The sequence below is a fragment of the Phreatobacter sp. GW821-FHT04C01 genome (genome assembly GCF_059420385.1).
Genome location: NZ_JBWKTP010000008.1, coordinates 1 through 15,487, shown reverse-complemented (window position 1 = coordinate 15,487; position 15,487 = coordinate 1). Strand labels below are relative to the sequence as shown.

At 68.1% G+C, this 15,487-nt stretch carries 13 protein-coding genes; 4 read left to right on the top strand and 9 right to left on the bottom strand.

Annotated features, from left to right (window positions below):
* Window positions 1-76: 76 nt before the first annotated feature.
* Entirely contained in the window at window positions 77-1,297 is a 1,221-nt protein-coding gene (locus AC07WJ_RS25870; RefSeq protein ID WP_494937563.1) for a YcaO-like family protein, read from the top strand.
* Window positions 1,298-1,610: 313 nt separating this feature from the next.
* Window positions 1,611-3,629: an AfsR/SARP family transcriptional regulator gene (locus tag AC07WJ_RS25865; protein WP_494937562.1), complete on the top strand. Its 2,019-nt coding sequence runs from the start codon at window positions 1,611-1,613 to the stop codon at window positions 3,627-3,629.
* Between the two features lie 19 nt (window positions 3,630-3,648).
* Here the strand turns inward: AC07WJ_RS25865 and AC07WJ_RS25860 are convergent, their stop codons facing one another.
* Both AC07WJ_RS25860 and AC07WJ_RS25855 read right to left on the bottom strand, forming a co-directional pair.
* Complete coding sequence (locus AC07WJ_RS25860) at window positions 3,649-4,086, bottom strand: hypothetical protein (protein ID WP_494937561.1); 438 nt, start codon at window positions 4,084-4,086, stop codon at window positions 3,649-3,651.
* Between the two features lie 56 nt (window positions 4,087-4,142).
* Window positions 4,143-5,915: a peroxidase family protein gene (locus AC07WJ_RS25855; protein ID WP_494937560.1), complete on the bottom strand. Its 1,773-nt coding sequence runs from the start codon at window positions 5,913-5,915 to the stop codon at window positions 4,143-4,145.
* Window positions 5,916-6,314: 399 nt separating this feature from the next.
* Here AC07WJ_RS25855 and AC07WJ_RS25850 point away from each other — a divergent pair, with 399 nt between their 5' ends.
* Both AC07WJ_RS25850 and AC07WJ_RS25845 read left to right on the top strand, forming a co-directional pair.
* Window positions 6,315-7,058, top strand: coding sequence for an SDR family NAD(P)-dependent oxidoreductase (locus tag AC07WJ_RS25850; RefSeq protein WP_494937559.1), 744 nt, complete (start codon window positions 6,315-6,317; stop codon window positions 7,056-7,058).
* A gap of 220 nt (window positions 7,059-7,278) precedes the next feature.
* Window positions 7,279-8,097 carry a hypothetical protein gene (locus tag AC07WJ_RS25845; protein ID WP_494937558.1) on the top strand — a complete coding sequence of 273 codons (819 nt, stop codon included), beginning with the start codon at window positions 7,279-7,281 and terminating at the stop codon, window positions 8,095-8,097.
* 60 nt (window positions 8,098-8,157) lie between these two features.
* On the opposite strand, the gene AC07WJ_RS25840 is transcribed toward AC07WJ_RS25845, so the two are convergent.
* From AC07WJ_RS25840 to AC07WJ_RS25810, 7 genes are all read right to left on the bottom strand, one after another.
* Window positions 8,158-8,493, bottom strand: coding sequence for a hypothetical protein (locus tag AC07WJ_RS25840; protein ID WP_494937557.1), 336 nt, complete (start codon window positions 8,491-8,493; stop codon window positions 8,158-8,160).
* Window positions 8,494-8,611: 118 nt separating this feature from the next.
* A complete protein-coding gene (locus AC07WJ_RS25835) occupies window positions 8,612-9,328 on the bottom strand; it encodes an orotate phosphoribosyltransferase (protein ID WP_494937556.1) in 717 nt (238 codons plus the stop codon).
* 61 nt (window positions 9,329-9,389) lie between these two features.
* Window positions 9,390-10,691 (bottom strand): Zn-dependent hydrolase, encoded by a 1,302-nt coding sequence (locus AC07WJ_RS25830; protein ID WP_494937555.1) that lies wholly within the window; start codon window positions 10,689-10,691, stop codon window positions 9,390-9,392.
* Window positions 10,688-11,638: a dihydroorotate dehydrogenase gene (locus tag AC07WJ_RS25825; protein WP_494937554.1), complete on the bottom strand. Its 951-nt coding sequence runs from the start codon at window positions 11,636-11,638 to the stop codon at window positions 10,688-10,690. The genes AC07WJ_RS25830 and AC07WJ_RS25825 overlap by 4 nt, the downstream gene beginning before the upstream one ends.
* Window positions 11,635-12,522 (bottom strand): dihydroorotate dehydrogenase electron transfer subunit, encoded by an 888-nt coding sequence (locus AC07WJ_RS25820; RefSeq protein ID WP_494937553.1) that lies wholly within the window; start codon window positions 12,520-12,522, stop codon window positions 11,635-11,637. Before AC07WJ_RS25820 ends, AC07WJ_RS25825 begins: the two co-directional genes overlap by 4 nt.
* 34 nt (window positions 12,523-12,556) lie before the next feature.
* The gene (locus tag AC07WJ_RS25815) at window positions 12,557-13,807 is read right to left on the bottom strand and encodes an MFS transporter (protein ID WP_494937552.1); all 1,251 of its coding nucleotides are present in this window, start codon (window positions 13,805-13,807) and stop codon (window positions 12,557-12,559) included.
* Between the two features lie 275 nt (window positions 13,808-14,082).
* The gene (locus AC07WJ_RS25810; RefSeq protein WP_494937551.1) at window positions 14,083-15,000 is read right to left on the bottom strand and encodes a helix-turn-helix domain-containing protein; all 918 of its coding nucleotides are present in this window, start codon (window positions 14,998-15,000) and stop codon (window positions 14,083-14,085) included.
* Window positions 15,001-15,487: the final 487 nt, after the last annotated feature.

Sequence of the window (15,487 nt, the reverse complement as noted above, 5' to 3'; positions counted from 1 at the left end):
CGCTATTCTCCGATCCTGCCGGAACGGGGCCGGTACCGCGCTTCCACCTCGGCCATTTGCAAGAGAGCTGCGTGACGTGCTCGAACCGGTCTCGCTCGACGACGTGGCGCGCCAACTCGCTGGCGCCGACCTGGGCCCGGCCATGGCCGGCCGGTTCCTCGGCGTCGCCGCCAAGCTCGACCGGATCTTCCTGATCCGCCCTCCCGGGGCTCCCGGCGCCTGTTTTTTCGGTGCCGAGGGTGGGCCCGATGGCGCGCTCTGGCACGCCCGGCCCCGCCCGCGCATCAGCCTGTCCGGCATGGGGTTTTCTCCGGCCGAGGCGCTGGTCAAATGTCTCGGCGAGGCGGTCGAGCTGCTCTCGCAATTCGAAACCGGCGCCGAGGCGGCCGAGCGCCGGACCGAGGCCGTCGTCCCGGCGGGTGATTTCCTCGCTGGCGACGAGACCGGGCTGAGCATGGCCGGCCGGCGCCTGCGGGACGACGCGTCCTGCCGGGTGCCGCTCGGGCTCTGCGTCAGGCCGGCCGCGCCCTTCGCCTACGGAGAACCGGCCTTCCCCCTGGGCCTGGGCGGTGGCGCCGGCGCGACCGCCGAGGAGGCCGTCCTGCACGGACTTCTGGAACTGATCGAGCGCGACGCCGTGGCGCTGTGGTGGCGCGGCGGCTATCCGGCGCGTCTGATCGGGGCGGGGGATGCCACTATGTCCGCCGTCGCGCGGATGCTCCATGACGCCCGGCAAGGTGCAGCGGCACGGCCGCTGACGCTGATCGAGATCGCCGGTGAATTCGGCGTGGCGGTGGTGGCGGCGCTGTCCACCGGCGCCGATGGCCGCGGCTTCGCCTGTGGCCTCGCGGCCCGCCTGACGCGCGATCAGGCGATCCGCTCGGCCGTGCTTGAAATGCTGCAGATGGAGCTCGCCCAGGATCTGGCCGAAGCCAAGCGGGCGCAAGGCGGGGATGCCTGCCTGAACCCGCTCGATCATGCCCACCTGGCGAAGCGCGCCGGCCCACCGGCCGCGGCGCTCGGCCCGGTCCGGCGCGCCTCCGCCCCGATCGTGCCGGACGAAGCGCCTTTGAATGCGGGTCGAGCCCAGGCGGAGACCGTCCGGAGGCTTGCGGTGCGGCTCGCGGCCCGCGGGATCGATGCCTTTGCCATCGATCTGACGCGCCCGCGCTTCGAAATTCCGGCTTTCCGCGTCGTCGCGCCGGCGCTTCAGCCCGAGCCCTCGGCCCTGGTCACGCCGCGCCTCCGGGCCTGGTGCGAAGCGACAAAGGCGGTGCCCGGCGCGCCGCTGCTTTGAGCCGTCGGGCGCCCGGCGCGGCGCCGGTCTTTTTCCAGGAAAGTTAAATATTTACAGCAAATTACCGCTGTGCAGCGACCGCGCTTCCCCAGGGCGGGCGAGGCCGGCGACCACGCCGCACCCCACCCGTCCAGATTCGGATTGCTTTTTCCCGCCACCGCGGCAAATCCTACACGTGGGAACTGCGCATAGGTCGCGGCAAGACGACACGAACGATCAACTGGCGGCGAACCGGGGCTGGCTTATGGGGTTCGGACGGGCGGGCAGCGCGACGGAACAGTTCGGACGACAACAGGTGGGTGGCCCCGAGGCAATGCTGTCAATCAACATGCTCGGCGGTTGCTCTCTGCTCTACGGCGATCGCCCGGTCGATGTCCGCGGTCGCAAGGCCAAGGCCTGCATGGCCTATCTCGCGCTGCATCACGGCCAGCCCATGTCGCGGGAGCGGCTCGTCGGCCTGTTGTGGAGCGAAACCGGCGAGGAGAAGGCGCGCGCCTCGCTCAGGCAGACGATCCGGGAATTGCGCGACGCGTTCGAAGCCGTCGGGTTCACGGGTTTCAATGCCGAGCGGCTCGGGCTCGAGATCCAGGGCGCCGAGGTCAAGGTGGATGCGACCGACCTCTTCCGCAGCCTCGAGGCGGGCGTCATTCCGGCCTCCCTGCTCGACCAGCAACGGCTGGGAGAGACGGTGCTGGCCGGCTATGAGGAGCTCGACCCGGGTTTTCGCATCTGGCTCCTGGCCTATCGGCAGACCAGCACCGACCGCCTCATCCGCAATCTCGAAGCCATGATGGAGGGCGCGGTCCCGCCGCGCATCGCGCGCGACGCCGCGCAGGCGCTGCTGAATCTCGATCCGACCCACGAGGTCGCCTGCCGCCACCTGATCCGCGCCAGGGCCGATGCCGGCGACACCGCCGGCGCGCTGAAGATCTACAAGACGCTGTGGGACCTGCTGGAAGCCGATTACGACACCGAGCCGGCCGCGGAGACGCAGGCTCTGGTGGTCTCGATCAAGCGTGGCGACGATCTCGTGCCTCTCGCTGGAGCCGCGGCGGCGGCAAGCCGGCAGACCGGTACCGAGCGGCCGCAGATCGCGGTGCCGCAGGTCCGCATGATTGAACTGGCCGAGCTGCAGACCGACCGCCTGTTGTGCTTCCGCCACGAATTGCTGGCCTGCCTGGTGCGTTTCCGCGAGTGGCAGATCGTCGACCACGGGGACATGCAGCGCGTGGCCCAGCCCGCGCTCGATCCGGACGGGCGCGGCGACAGCGGCTACTACATCGTCGAGTCCTCGGCCTATGGCAGCCAGTCGGGCACCCATCTGGTGCTGACCCTGCGCGATTTCGTCAATTCGAGCTACGTCTGGAGCGAACGTTTCGACCTCTCGGCGGCCAACTGGTTCGACGTCCAGCGTGAGATCGCGCGCCGGATCGCGGCCGCGCTCAGGATCAACATCTCGGCTGAGCGCGTCACCCGGCTCTCCCACCGGCCCAACCTGCCGGTGGTGCTGCATGATCGCTGGGTCCAGGGCCAGGCCTTGTTCAACGGCTACCGGGCCGACGAATTCGGCCAGGCGGAGGAAATCTTCCGCAACATCACCGAGCGTGACGACGGCTTCTCGCCGGCCTTTTCCAGCCTCGCCCAGCTGAAGAACAGCCGCCACCTCGCCGCGCCGGGCACATGGCGCTCGCCGGAGATCGAAGCGGAATCGCTGGCTTTCGCCCAGCGCGCCGCGCAGATCGATCCGATCGATTCGCGTGCCCAGCTGTGCCTTGCCTGGTCGCAGGCCATGGCCGGCATGTATGACGCGGCCCATCCGAGCTTTCAGTCGGCCGTGGCGCTCAACGACGGCGATCCCTGGACATTGACCTCGGCCGCCCATGGCTTCGCTTTTCTCGGCGACATGGACCAGGCGAGGCTCCTCGAGCGGCAGATGCTCGACCTCGTCCAGATGCCGTCGCGCACCCAATGGGCCTATCTGGTCGGCACCCGCTTCCTGCACGGCGACTATGCCGGCAGCCTGGAGGCCGCCAAGGCGGCGCAGGACATCATCTCGAACCTGCCGGGATGGCGGGCGGCGACGCTGCATCACCTCGGCCGCCACGACGAGGCCAAGGCCGAGATGCAGCGTTTTCTCATGCTGATCCGCAACAACTGGCATGGCGCGGAGGCCGCCAGCGACGAGGCCGTCATCCGCTGGTTCCTGCACAATTTCCCGATCCATCGCCGCGACGACTGGGAGCGCCTGCGCGACGGCGTTCACGGCGCCGGCGCGCCCTTCGTTCACCACGACGGGCGGCGTCCGGCTCACGTCGCGCTCGGCGGCGGGTGAGGCGGTCTGTCCGCCGGGCCTATCCGCACTGCGCAATGGTATAGTCGCCGATCCGTTCGGCATGGGAACGCCACTGGTCGGTGATGACCTCCGGCGCGCCGGCAAAAAAATCGACCGAATAGAACGGCGGGAACGGATAATAGAAGCCCGGCGTCTCCAGCTGCTTTTCCGTGTCCAGAAGCATTTGCCGCATCGGCAGGCGGATGACCAGCTCTTCGGGCGTCGACTGCACGAAACTGATCTTGCGCATCGTGCCCTCGAACGAGGCCAGCCATTCGTCGACGGCCGCCTGGGTGGTCGCGCCCGCCTGGACGAGCATGGTGGTGAACTCGGCGATGGTCGCGGGCACCGGCAGGAACTTGCCGGGCCTGTCGAGCCGGATCTCGCCGGTGGCCCAGGTTTTCACCAGCAGGCCCAGGGCTTCGTAATCGGTGATCTTCAATCGCTTGATCGGCATGATCGATAATCCCTTGCCGGCGATCATGGCCCCGCCGCCTGGCCGTCGAATGCAATCTACAGGAAGGCGGGGCCGGGCAGGCGGCCGCCATAAAGTTTCGGAATGGCGGCGAGCAGCTTCGGCATGGTGTCGATATCCGTCTCGCCGGTCAGTTCCGGCAGGGCCGCGAGCGCCTTGCCGCCGAGTTGCGCGCAGATCGTGTCCTTGATCATTTCCGACAGTCGCTTGGCGCCGTTCTCGGCCTTCAGCGGCGCATGGACCAAGGCGCCGTAAATGGTTTCGGCGACGATGATCGAGCCCAGAAGGCCGAGATGCTGGCCTTCGCCGCCACCGCCCCGGCCGGCCCAGGCGGCCTCGAAGCGAATGAAGAAGGGCAGCGGCGGATCCATGGCGAGCTTGCCGATCTCGGGGCTCGTCGGGTCGGAATTGTCCTTTCTCAGCCAGGTGTCGAGAGCCTCGCGCCGGAGCCGGGCATTGGACAGCAGCTCCGATCGTCCGATCAAGCCGGGGGCTGCCTGCGCGAGTTCCGCGATCAGCGGATCGAGGCTCCACAGGCGCACCAGTCCGGCGCTGATCAGGTCGCGGTAGTCGAGACCGTTCTCGCCCTCCGGATGGGGCTTTCGAAAGGCCACGGCGTCGGCGAGCCCGCTCGCCGAACAGGGCCCGATACGGCGGCTGAAGTCCGGACGGTCAAGGCCTTCAAACGCGAAGAACTTGCTCCAGCTCGCGATCCAGCGATCGTCCGCCGGCAGGTGCGGCGCGTTGCCGCCCGAACTCTGGCGGATGATCTGGGCGAGTTCGAAGCCTTCCGGGTTCTCGGCGGCGCGGCCGTGGCTGAACGCGTATTGGTCGCGCACCATGCCATGGCCGAAGCGAAACGCGGCATGGGCGAATTCGAGTGTCGGCCTGAGGTCGCCTGCCGCCATCTCCCGGTCGATGAAGGCCGGGCTCGGCTTCCGATAGGCCCCGAGCACGTCGGGATGGAGGATGCGCGGCAGGACGTCGTTGCGAATGATATGCCGATAGACCAGCGAGACGATGGTGCGGGCGCAGAGGAACCGGTCGACATCGGCCTCGTCGGGCGTGGCGGCGTGGTCCTGCATGTCGGTCGTCTCGAGCCGCGCGACGATGCAGTTATGGAACAGGGAAAAGGCCACCAGAAGCTGCGAGAGATTGGCGCTTTCGTCGTTGCGCGGGTCGGCGATCAGCGCCTCGGTGCGGCCGAACGGGCACTGGCCGGCATCTTTCGGCCGGAACATCGGCGCGCCCGCGAAGTCGGGAAAAGCGGGGACACGGGCGATGTCGCGATAGGGCGCGATGCCGTCGCCGCGCATCGTCATCGGGCCGAGCCTGAGATAGCGGCGCGGCGATCGGTCCGGTTCCGAGCGATAGGCGAGGGGGCTCTGCATCGGGCCGCCGCCATAGAGCGTTTCGAGCACCAGGGGCGCGCGCCGCAGGTTGCCGCTGCTGGTCGACGGATCGCCCGATTCCGCGATCGGCACGGCGGACTCGATGAGGTCATGGGCGATGAGCTGCAGGAAATAGGTATAGCCTGCGGGAATTCGCGGGTTTTCCCAGGGCTTCAGGTTTTTGGCCAGCGCGCTGGGCCAGTCCCTCTCGGTGGCCAGGCGGCGGGCCAGATGGGCCATTCTGCGCCGGAGCCGGCCTTCGCTTTCGCTGGACTGCTGCGGCAGTTCGCCGTCGATCAGGGTGAGATCGGCATCACGCGGAACCGGCACGGCCTGTTTGGCGCGCGCCATGAAATGGCGGAAGCCGGCAACGCCGCCGACCCGGCTGACCGGCGGGCAGGGGTCGAGCGTCGCCGCCATGGCCGCCTGTCGGGCATCACGTGGTGCCCCCTGCGGGGCTTTGACGGATACGCCGGATCCCGGAAACTGGTTCGCCGTGCTGACGCGTGCGTCGAGGTCGAACCGAGGTCTCGGGGCCGAACGGCCCCCGCGATAGGCTCCATGCCCTGCCATCGATAGCTCCCCGCTGGTCGGATGCCGCGTCGGGCTAGAATGCACCAGGGCCGGCGTGAAACCAGCGTGAAAGTCGGCAATGGCCTCGGCGCCCGGCGACCACCCTTATCCAAATGGCGAGACTCAAAAGATCCCGCCATGATCGAAATCCGTCGTGGTCCCTGCCCGAACCACGCGCGGATGGTCGGGAATGGTCAAGGCAAAGCCGGAGGGCTCCCCTGATCTCCTCATGTAAGGTTTCGTTCCATGCAGAACTCAGCCCCCGTCGCCCTCGTGACCGGCTCCACATCCGGCATCGGCGTCGCAATTGCGCGCCGGCTGGTCCGGGACGGCTTTTCGGTCATTCTCCATTCGCGCAGCTCGGCCGATGTGGGACATGCGCTGGCTTCCGAACTCGGCAGGGCCGTCTACATTCAGGCCGATCTGGCCCACGACCCTGACAGGGTCAGGCTCGTGCGGGAGGCCATTTCCGTATGGGGGCGCTTGGATGTCCTCATCAACAATGCCGGTATCAGCCGCGTGATCGCCCATGCCGACCTGGCGGCCGCGACGCCTGCGATTTGGCAGGAGCTGTATGAGGTCAATGTCATTGCCCCGTTTCGTCTGGTGAGCGAGGCAGAGGCCTCGCTTCGCGACACCTCCCGCCGGGGGCGGCCGGGCTGTGTCGTGAACATCAGCTCACACGCCGGTATTCGACCCAAGGGCGCATCAATTCCCTACGCGGCCACCAAGGCAGCTCTCAATCACGTTACGCGATTGCTCGCATTGAGCCTCGGGCCGGATATCCGCGTCAATGCCGTAGCGCCCGGCCTGGTGGACACGCCGTTGACGGCCGATTGGACCGCGGCACAGGCGCTCTGGCGCGATCGTTCACCGATGCATCGTGCCGCCAGTCCCGACGACATCGCCCAGGCCGTATCGATGCTGGTCGCCTCGGACTATCTGACCGGCGAAATCCTGCTTTCGGATGGCGGTCTGAATTTGACGTAGCGCCGGGATTTGGTCTGGGGCAGGCTCCGCAAATCCGGTCCGTCTGCCTCTTGCGCGCCATTGGCAGTCTCGATGGGTTGGTCCAAGCCTTGCCGCGCCGTGCCGTCATGTGCTGGCCGGCACAGGCATGGTCGATGCGGCATGGCATCGTCAGGGCCATCAATGCCGGAAGCCGGGCCACGCGACCCGTCCGGTCCAGGCCCGACCTCGGAGGCGATCCATGGACCTGCGCTATTACAACACCACCATCAACCCGGTCGGGCTGGTGTCTCCCGCGCGCGAAAAATATGTGCGCGACGTCCACGAGCACCTGAAGTGGGTCCATCGCACCACGTCCGGCCGGATCCTGCTGAACAGCATTCGCAGGCCGAATTTCCCGATCGAGATCCGCCCCCATCCGAGCGCCGAATGCAACGCCGTCGGCGGCTCGGAGCTCAAGCCGGGCGCCGCCACGCTGAGCGGCGTCATCACCTACACGCCCTTCACCTTTTCAAGCCATGGCTCATGTGCCGTCGACCATGCCATGGAGAAGGCCGGGCGGCTCTGGGACGAGATCCTGTTCCATGAATTGATGCATGTGTTCCGCGCGGCGACGGGCACCTGGAACCAGGCGCGCCAGCTGACATTCGGCATGCGCCAATATGATGACAACGAAGAGTTCATCGCCGTCCTTTGCACCAATATCTATGTCTCGGACCGCACCAACAAGATCAAGAGCGGGCTGCGCGCCGGTCACCAGGGCTTTGGCGCCATGGCGCCCCAGGATGCCCGGCGCTTCGGGCTCTTTACCTCGTCCAAGGCCGCCTTCGGACTGGTCAAGCAGTTCTGCGCCGACAATCCGATTTTCACCAAAGCCTTGAGCGACAAGCTGGCGGACGTCGAATACAACCCGATCGCCGATTTCTACCGCTATCCGGAGATCTGCGAGGCGCTCTCCTTCGCCGGCGGCTTGACCGACAAGGCGAAGATGATCGACGCGCTCGTCGGGGCCGGAATACCGAGGGGCACGGCCACGCAATTCATCATGCTGGTGCCCTGACATTTCGCCGCGCCGGTCGCCGCTTCCCCTGCCGTGACCGGGCCGAGGTGAAAGCCCGTCTCAGCCTTTGGCGCCGGCAAGCGCTTCGACGCGACCGAGATCGGCCGAAGCGATCTCGTTCAGCAGGCGCAACTGCTCGGCCGGGAGCAGGCCGGGGCTGTTCGCGGCGGCTTCGACCAGCCGGGTCAGGCGTGCCAGCGCGTGGTCGGCGATCTCGACATCCATCGGCATGTCCTCATAGGTCATGACGAAGCGCGCCGAGAGCTGGGCGAAGAGCTGGAACAGGGCGGCTTGGTCGGCGCTCGCGGCGGCCAGCCTGAGGGTCCGCTTCTGGAATTCGATATAGGTGCCGATGCCGGTGTTCTGCAGCTTCAGCCAGGCGAGCAGGTCGTTCATGATGTGGTGTCCTGAGGGGGAGAAGGGGCGGGAACCCTGGTCCGTCGACGTTGCAGGGCGATGAAACCGGGGTGCGCCCGGGCTTTCGCAACTCTGGGCCTGGCCCAGGGCTGTGAGCTCACGGGCTTTCTCGTCGCAGCGCCTGGCGTGGTCCGGGCGCCGATCGCCCGCCATGGCGGGTCGACCAGGCGATCGGATCGGCAAGGAACCCCGCGATCGTGTCCCGGTCGCCGGGCGACAGCCATTCGCCCCGGTCGGCGCGCAGGATGTCGTCCCAGCTCGCCATGACGTGCAGCGTCAGGCCGTCCCGGGCGAGCCGTTCGGCGGCGCCCGGAAAGGCCTGGTGGTAGAAGATGGTCAGGATCTGGGTGACGGTGGCGCCGGCGGCGCGCAGGCCGCGGGCAAAGGCCACCTTGCTGCCGGCATCGGTGGTCAGGTCGTCCGTCAGCAGCACGTCGAGGCCCTCGACCGGTCCGCCCTCGACCTGGGCGTTGTGGCCGATCCCCAGCGGCCGCTTGCGAACATAACGCAGTGGCAGGTCCAGCCGGTCGGCGAGCCAGGCGGCAAAGGCGATGCCCGCCGTCTCGGCGCCGGCAATGGCCTGGATCCGGCCCGGCGCAAGGCGTTGTTCGACGGCCGCCGCCGCGAGCGCGGTCGCGGTGCGGCGCCACTGCGGTTTGCCGATCAGGAGCCGGCAATCGACATAGACCGGGCTTGCCCAGCCGGCTGCCAGCACGAAGGGCTGGCCGCGGCTCACCTGCACGGCGCCGGCCTCCAGCAGCAGCCGGGCGGTGGCTTCGCCGATGTCTTCAGGCGTCGTTTTGCCCGCCATCATGACCTGTCCTCGCTCGCCCTCAGGATCTGCCGTCCGCCGCGCGGCAAGACAATGTCCGCCGTCATAGCGCGGCCTCCGCCAGCGCATGGCGCATCACTGCGACGCCGGCCAGGAAATCGTCGATCGCCATGGCCTCATGCGGGTTGTGCGAGCCATGCGCGTTGCGCACGAAGATCATGGCGCTGGGTACGCCGGCATTGGCGAAGACGGCGGCGTCATGGCCGGCTCCGCTCGGAATCGGCTCGTCCGGCAGGCCGAGCGCGCGGGCGGCCGCCCTGAGCCGGTCGATCCAGCCCTGGTCCATGGCGGCGGGCGCCGATTCCAGCAGGCGATCGAGCCGGAACTCGACGCCGCGCTCCTCGCCAATGCCTTGGCATTCGGAAATGAACAGGTCGTAGAAGGCGTCCAGCGTCTCGCGGCTCTGGCTGCGGATCTCGAAGCTGAACCGGACGAGGCCGGGAATGCGGGCCATGGCATGTTCAGCGGCATCGGTGCCGACAATGCCCGCGGTCACCACCAGGTCGCGGCCGCGTTCCAGCAGCGTGCGCCAATGACGGTCGAGATGGGTGATCAGTTCGGCGCTGGCGAAGACCGCGTCGCGGCGCAGCCAGCGCGGCACTGCGCCGGAATGGCCGGCCTCGCCGACGCATTCCACCACCCGGTGGCGCCGATTGCCGCGGATGCCGGTGACAATGCCGACCGGCAGGTCGCGCGCCACCAGCACCGGGCCCTGTTCGATGTGCAGTTCGAGCCAGGCGCCGATCCGGCCGGCGTCGATCAACGGCTCGCCGCCGGCGATCCGCGCCATGTCGGCGCCGACATCGCCCATGGCATCGGCGAGCGGCCGGCCGGTGACCGCATGCGGCGCCCTCAGGTCCTCGGGCGTCAGCCGGCCGAACAAGGCGCTCGAACCGATATAGGCCCGGCCGAACCAGGCGCTTTCCTCGCCGCGCAGGCAGAACAGCTTCAGCGTGCGGCGCGGCCGGATGCGGTCGGCGCGCAAGCCCGCCAGGATCGCCAGGCCGGCGATGCAGCCGGCGGCGCCGTCGAAATTGCCGCCCTGGGGCACTGAATCCAGATGCGAGCCGCAGGCGAGATAAGGCAGGTCCGGTTCGCGGCCTTCCAGCGTCACCACCAGATTGGCACCGGCGTCGCGCTCGGTCGCGAGACCGAGGGCGCGGGCCTTGGTCTCGACGATGTCGAGCGCCCGGCTTTCGCCCGGTCCGAAGCTCTCGCGGGTAATGCCGACGCCGTCGCCCGTGGCTGCGCGCAGCGCGGTGAAAAGCCCTTCGGCGAGCCGCCGGTCGCGCTCGTCGGCAAGCAGGCGCGGCGTCTCAGTCGCCTTGGCGAGGGTGATGCTCATTCCGCCGGCGCCACCCACGCGAGATCGGGCTGGTCGGCTTCCTCGGTCACGACGGCGCCGATCAGATCGGCGACACGGGTCATGTCGCGCTTCTCGCAGAAGCGCCTGAGACCGTCGATGATCGTGGTCATCGCCGCCGGCTGGACGAAGGTTGCGGTGCCGACCTGCACGGCGCTGGCGCCGGCGAGCAGATATTCCACCGCGTCCTCGGCGGTCGAAATGCCGCCGCAGCCGATCACGGGAATGGCGACGGCCTGGGCGCATTGAAACACCTGGCGCAGCACGATCGGCTTCACCGCCGGGCCGGAGAGACCGCCCATGACGCTGCCCAGGCTCGGCCTGAAGGTCTGAAGGTCGATCGCCATGGCGAGAATGGTGTTGGCGACCACGAGTGCATCGGCGCCGGCGGCTTCCGCCGCGCGTGCGACCTCCGGCAGATCGCCGGTATTGGGCGTGAGCTTGACCCAGAGCGGCAGCGCGGTTGCGGCGCGCAACTGCCGGACCACCGCTTCGGTCGAGGCCGCGCGCATGGCGAAGGCCTTGCCGTCCTCTTCGATGTTCGGACAGGAGATATTGGCCTCGATCGCGGCGATGCCCGGCCTCGTCAGCTCGGCGGCGAGGCTGGCGAACCCCTCCGCCGTCGGCGCCGAAATGCTCACCACCAGCGGCGGCCGGAAGCGCGCGTAATAGGGCAAGGTGTGTGCAAGGAAATAGGGCACGCCCTTGGACGGGATGCCGATCGAATTGATCAGTCCGCCCGGCCGCTCGACCACGCGCGGCAAGGGATTGCCGGTGCGCAGCTCGCGCGTGATCGTCTTGGTGACGAAGGCGCCGAGCCGGTCGAAGTCGACGGCCTTGTCGAGGCCCTCGGCGAAGGTGCCGGAGGCCGGCATGACCGGGTTGGCGAGCCTGAGCCCACCGATGCTCACCGCGAGGTCGACCGTCATGGCAGGGCCTCCATCAGGTCGAAGACCGGGCCGTCCCAGCAGACCCGGCGATGGACGATCTCGCCGCCGACATGGAAGTCGCGCACGCAGCAGAAGCACAGGCCGAGGCCGCAGGCCATTTGCTGCTCCATGGCGACCTGGCCGGGAATGGCGAATTCGCGGGCGAGCCGCTGCTGCACCCGCATCAGCCGGCTGGAGCCACAGGTGAAGAAGGCGTCGACCCCGTTCTCGGCGATCAGTCCGCGCAGGATGCGCTCGACATTGGCCGGGCCGCTGGTGCCCTCGCTGTCGGTGACGGTGACGACATCTGCGCCCTGGCCGCGGAACAGCGCGACCGAGACCACGAGGTCCGGCCGGCGCGCGCTGAAGATGGCGGTGACCTTGGTGCCGTTGGCCCGCGCCGCCTTGGCGAGCGGCGCGAGCGTCGCAAGTCCCGCGCCGCGGCCGATCGCCACGATATGGCGTAAGGCCGGGTCGAGCGCGAAGCCCTTGCCGAGCGGGCCCATGATGTCGAGCCGGTCACCGGCCCGGATCAGGGCGAGGCCGCGCGTGCCGGCGCCGGTCACCTTGTAGAGGAACTCGACCTCGTTTTTGGCGGGGTCGACGCCGTAGAGGCTCATCGGCCGTCTGAGGAACGGCTGCTCGCCGTCCGGATGCGGGCAGAGCAGCTGGAAGAACTGGCCGGCGACCGCCTTGGCGGCGACCGGTCCGCAGCGCACGACCAGATGCCGGTACTCGGCATTGACCGCCCGGTTGAGAACCACTTCGGCGCGCTCGGCGACGACGGTCTCGGTCCAGTGTCCTGATGCTTTTGCGTCATCGGCAGCGGCGATGAAAAACGAATCCTTCGCCGTTGCCATCGAGACGGATTGCTCGATGGCCATGATGGCCTCCTGGAAGGTGGAAGAACCTAGGGTCTCAGGCGAGTTCCGCGCCGCGGCGCTCGGGGATCAATAGCCAGAGCGCGATGATGTCGACGACATAGAGCACCGCCAGAAGCGCGATCGCGGTTTCGAAGCCATAGGCGATGGCCACCGCGCCGACCGCCAAAGGCCCGAAACCGCCGACCGCGCGGCCGATATTGAACAGAACGTTCTGGGCGGTGGCGCGCGCCGCCGTCGGATAGAGCTCGCTGATCAGCGCGCCATAGCCGCCGAGCATGCCGTTGACGAAGAAGCCCATGACCGCGCCGGCGACCAGCAGCACCATCGGATCGGTCAGCCTGGAATAGGCGACCACCATGATGGCGGCGCCCAGCATATAGGCGAGGAAGGCCGGGCGGCGGCCGATCCGGTCTGCGACATGGCCGAACACGCAGATGCCGGCCGCCATGCCGCCAATGGTCACCGCGGTCCACAGAGCCGACTGGGTGAGGCCGTAACCGAACCGCGACGACAGGTAGTTCGGCAGCCAGATCATCACGCCGTAATAGCCGAAGTTCTGCACGGAACAGAGGATCACCATGCCCAGGCTGAGCTTGGCGGTCTCGCGGTCCTTGACCAGCAGGCGCAGCGGCGAGCCGGCCTGTTTCTGCTCGGCGCTGCGGCGCACGAAGACCTCGGGCTCGTGCAGCGACTGGCGAATGAAATAGGCGGCGATCGCCGGCAGGATGCCGATGGCGAACATGCCGCGCCAGCCGATCGCCGGCAGCAGCAAGGGGGTGAGCAGGGCGGCGCCCAGCACGCCGAGCTGCCAGCCGAGTCCGACATAGGACGAGGCGCGGGCCCGCTTGGAGGCCGGCCAGGCTTCCGCCACCAGCGCCATGCCGATGCCGAACTCGCCGCCGAGGCCGAGGCCGGCAATGGTGCGATAGATCAGGAGGTCCCAATACCCCTGGGCGAAGGCGCAAAGGCCGGTGAACACCGCGAACAGCACGATGGTCCAGGTCAGCACGCGCACCCGGCCGAGCCGGTCCGACAGCATGCCGAACAGCAGGCCGCCGGCGACCGCGCCGACCAGGGTCGCCGTCACCAGGGAGGCCGCCTGGGCGCCGCTCAGGCCGAGATCGGCGGAAATCGCGCGCAGCATGAAGCCGAGGATCAGCAGGTCGAAGCCGTCCATGGCATAACCCAGCGCCGAGCCCCAGAGCGCCTTCATGGCCTTTGAGTCGACGACGTCGCTCCCGGATGGGGCGGATCCTGCCTGGCTGATGTTATCGGTGGCGGTCATGGCCTGAATTCCCTCCGTCGAGACTTTTTTTGGAGCGCGCAAGGTGAGAGCTGCGGGATCAATAGCAATAGGACCGCCGCATTGCTGCGCACGGCCGCCGATCATGCTGTTCCAGTCAATTCGGGTGTCGCACCCTCTCTTCGGGACGCTTCATTGGCGCCGCTTGCCGCGCTGGAAATGGACCCGGCGCGGGAAGAGATCAATCGAAAACGAAGGGGCGGGGAGCCCAGTCGCCACGACTGAGCAATGATCCTTTGCACAGCTAAATCTAAAAATCAATACGATTCCATTTTTTTAGACTCATCCATTTGCGCCTCCGCGATGCAGCGCCGGAGCAGGGCCGCGCCGGTGGCGCCCTTGGCGGCGCGCTGCCACAGCTGGGCGGCGAGCCGCTCGTAAAGCGCCACCGCCTCGGGCGCGCCGGTGATCGAGGCGACGCCGAGCCGGACATTGGGCAGCTCGCCGAGCCGGAACGGACTGACCGCGACCAGCGAGCCGCCGTCCTTCAGCCGGCAGATCTCGAAGGTCTGGTTCGGCAAGGTGTCGTCGACCACGCCGATCTGCACGCCGACCGGTTCGTTCTCCATCAGCGCGGCAACCAGCGCGACCTCGCGGGCGGCCAGTTTGCGACGCGCGTCGCGATCGGCCTCGGACAGGTCGTAGCTGCCGATCAGACCGGTGCGCAGCAGCCGGCGGACCTGGGTGGCGCCGACGATGCTCGCGACATTCGGGCCGGGCGGTGCGAACAGGGCGCGCCGTTCGGCGAGCACGGCGAGCAGGCGGTCGATCTCGGCCAGAGCCGCGGCCCGGCCGGGAAGTTCCGCGGGCAGGCCCTCGATCAGCATGCGGTGCAGGCTCGCCGGATAGTCCTGCGAGGTGATCAGGAAGGTCACCGGCTCGTAATAGACCAGTACCCGCTCGGACGCCGTCTCGATCTGCCGCAGGCGCTCGAAATAGGCGATGGCGCTGGAGAAATATTCGGTTCCGACACCGAGCAGCGACGGCAGCGACACGCCGAGAACCACGGCCATGCGCTCCAGCGTCTCGACTTTGACCGGGCTTGCGCCCTTTTCGTAATTGTACAGCGCGGCCCGCGACACGCCGAGCCGTTCGGCCGCCTCCTCGGGGCTGAGATTGAGCCCCATGCGGTGCGCCCGCAGGCGCTGCCCGATCTGAACATAGTCGATGGCCATGGGCGGGTCCGATTCTGAAGCGCCCGATTGTCGGTCGGAGCGCCATGCCGATGCAATCGGGCATGCGGGTTTCGAACAAGAAGCTCGGGCGAGGGGGCTGGCGGGGGGACCGCGCCGAAAGGCGCGGTGGTTGCCGAACCCGCGCCACGTCCGCGCGTTTCCTCCTGGCGGTTCTGGTATGATCGACGAGCGCGGCTGCGACGATGTCATTGACCGCCGCGCCGCCACCATGGGTTCGGGCGGTGGCGGCGGGCCGGAGCCGACGCCGGCGACCGTTCACGTCCGACAACCGTGAGCGCGCAATCGGACGCCGGCGTGCCGCCACCGGCTGAATCAAGCGCTGAAGACAAGCGAGCAAGCCACTGGCCGGACGCGGCAAATGGGAATGCCGTCCTCCGGCCCGCGCCTCGCTACGGCATGCACACGTCTCTAAGTGTCCAGCCCTTTGCGATGGCGCGGAAATATTCGAGGCCGTGACGCGAGGTGA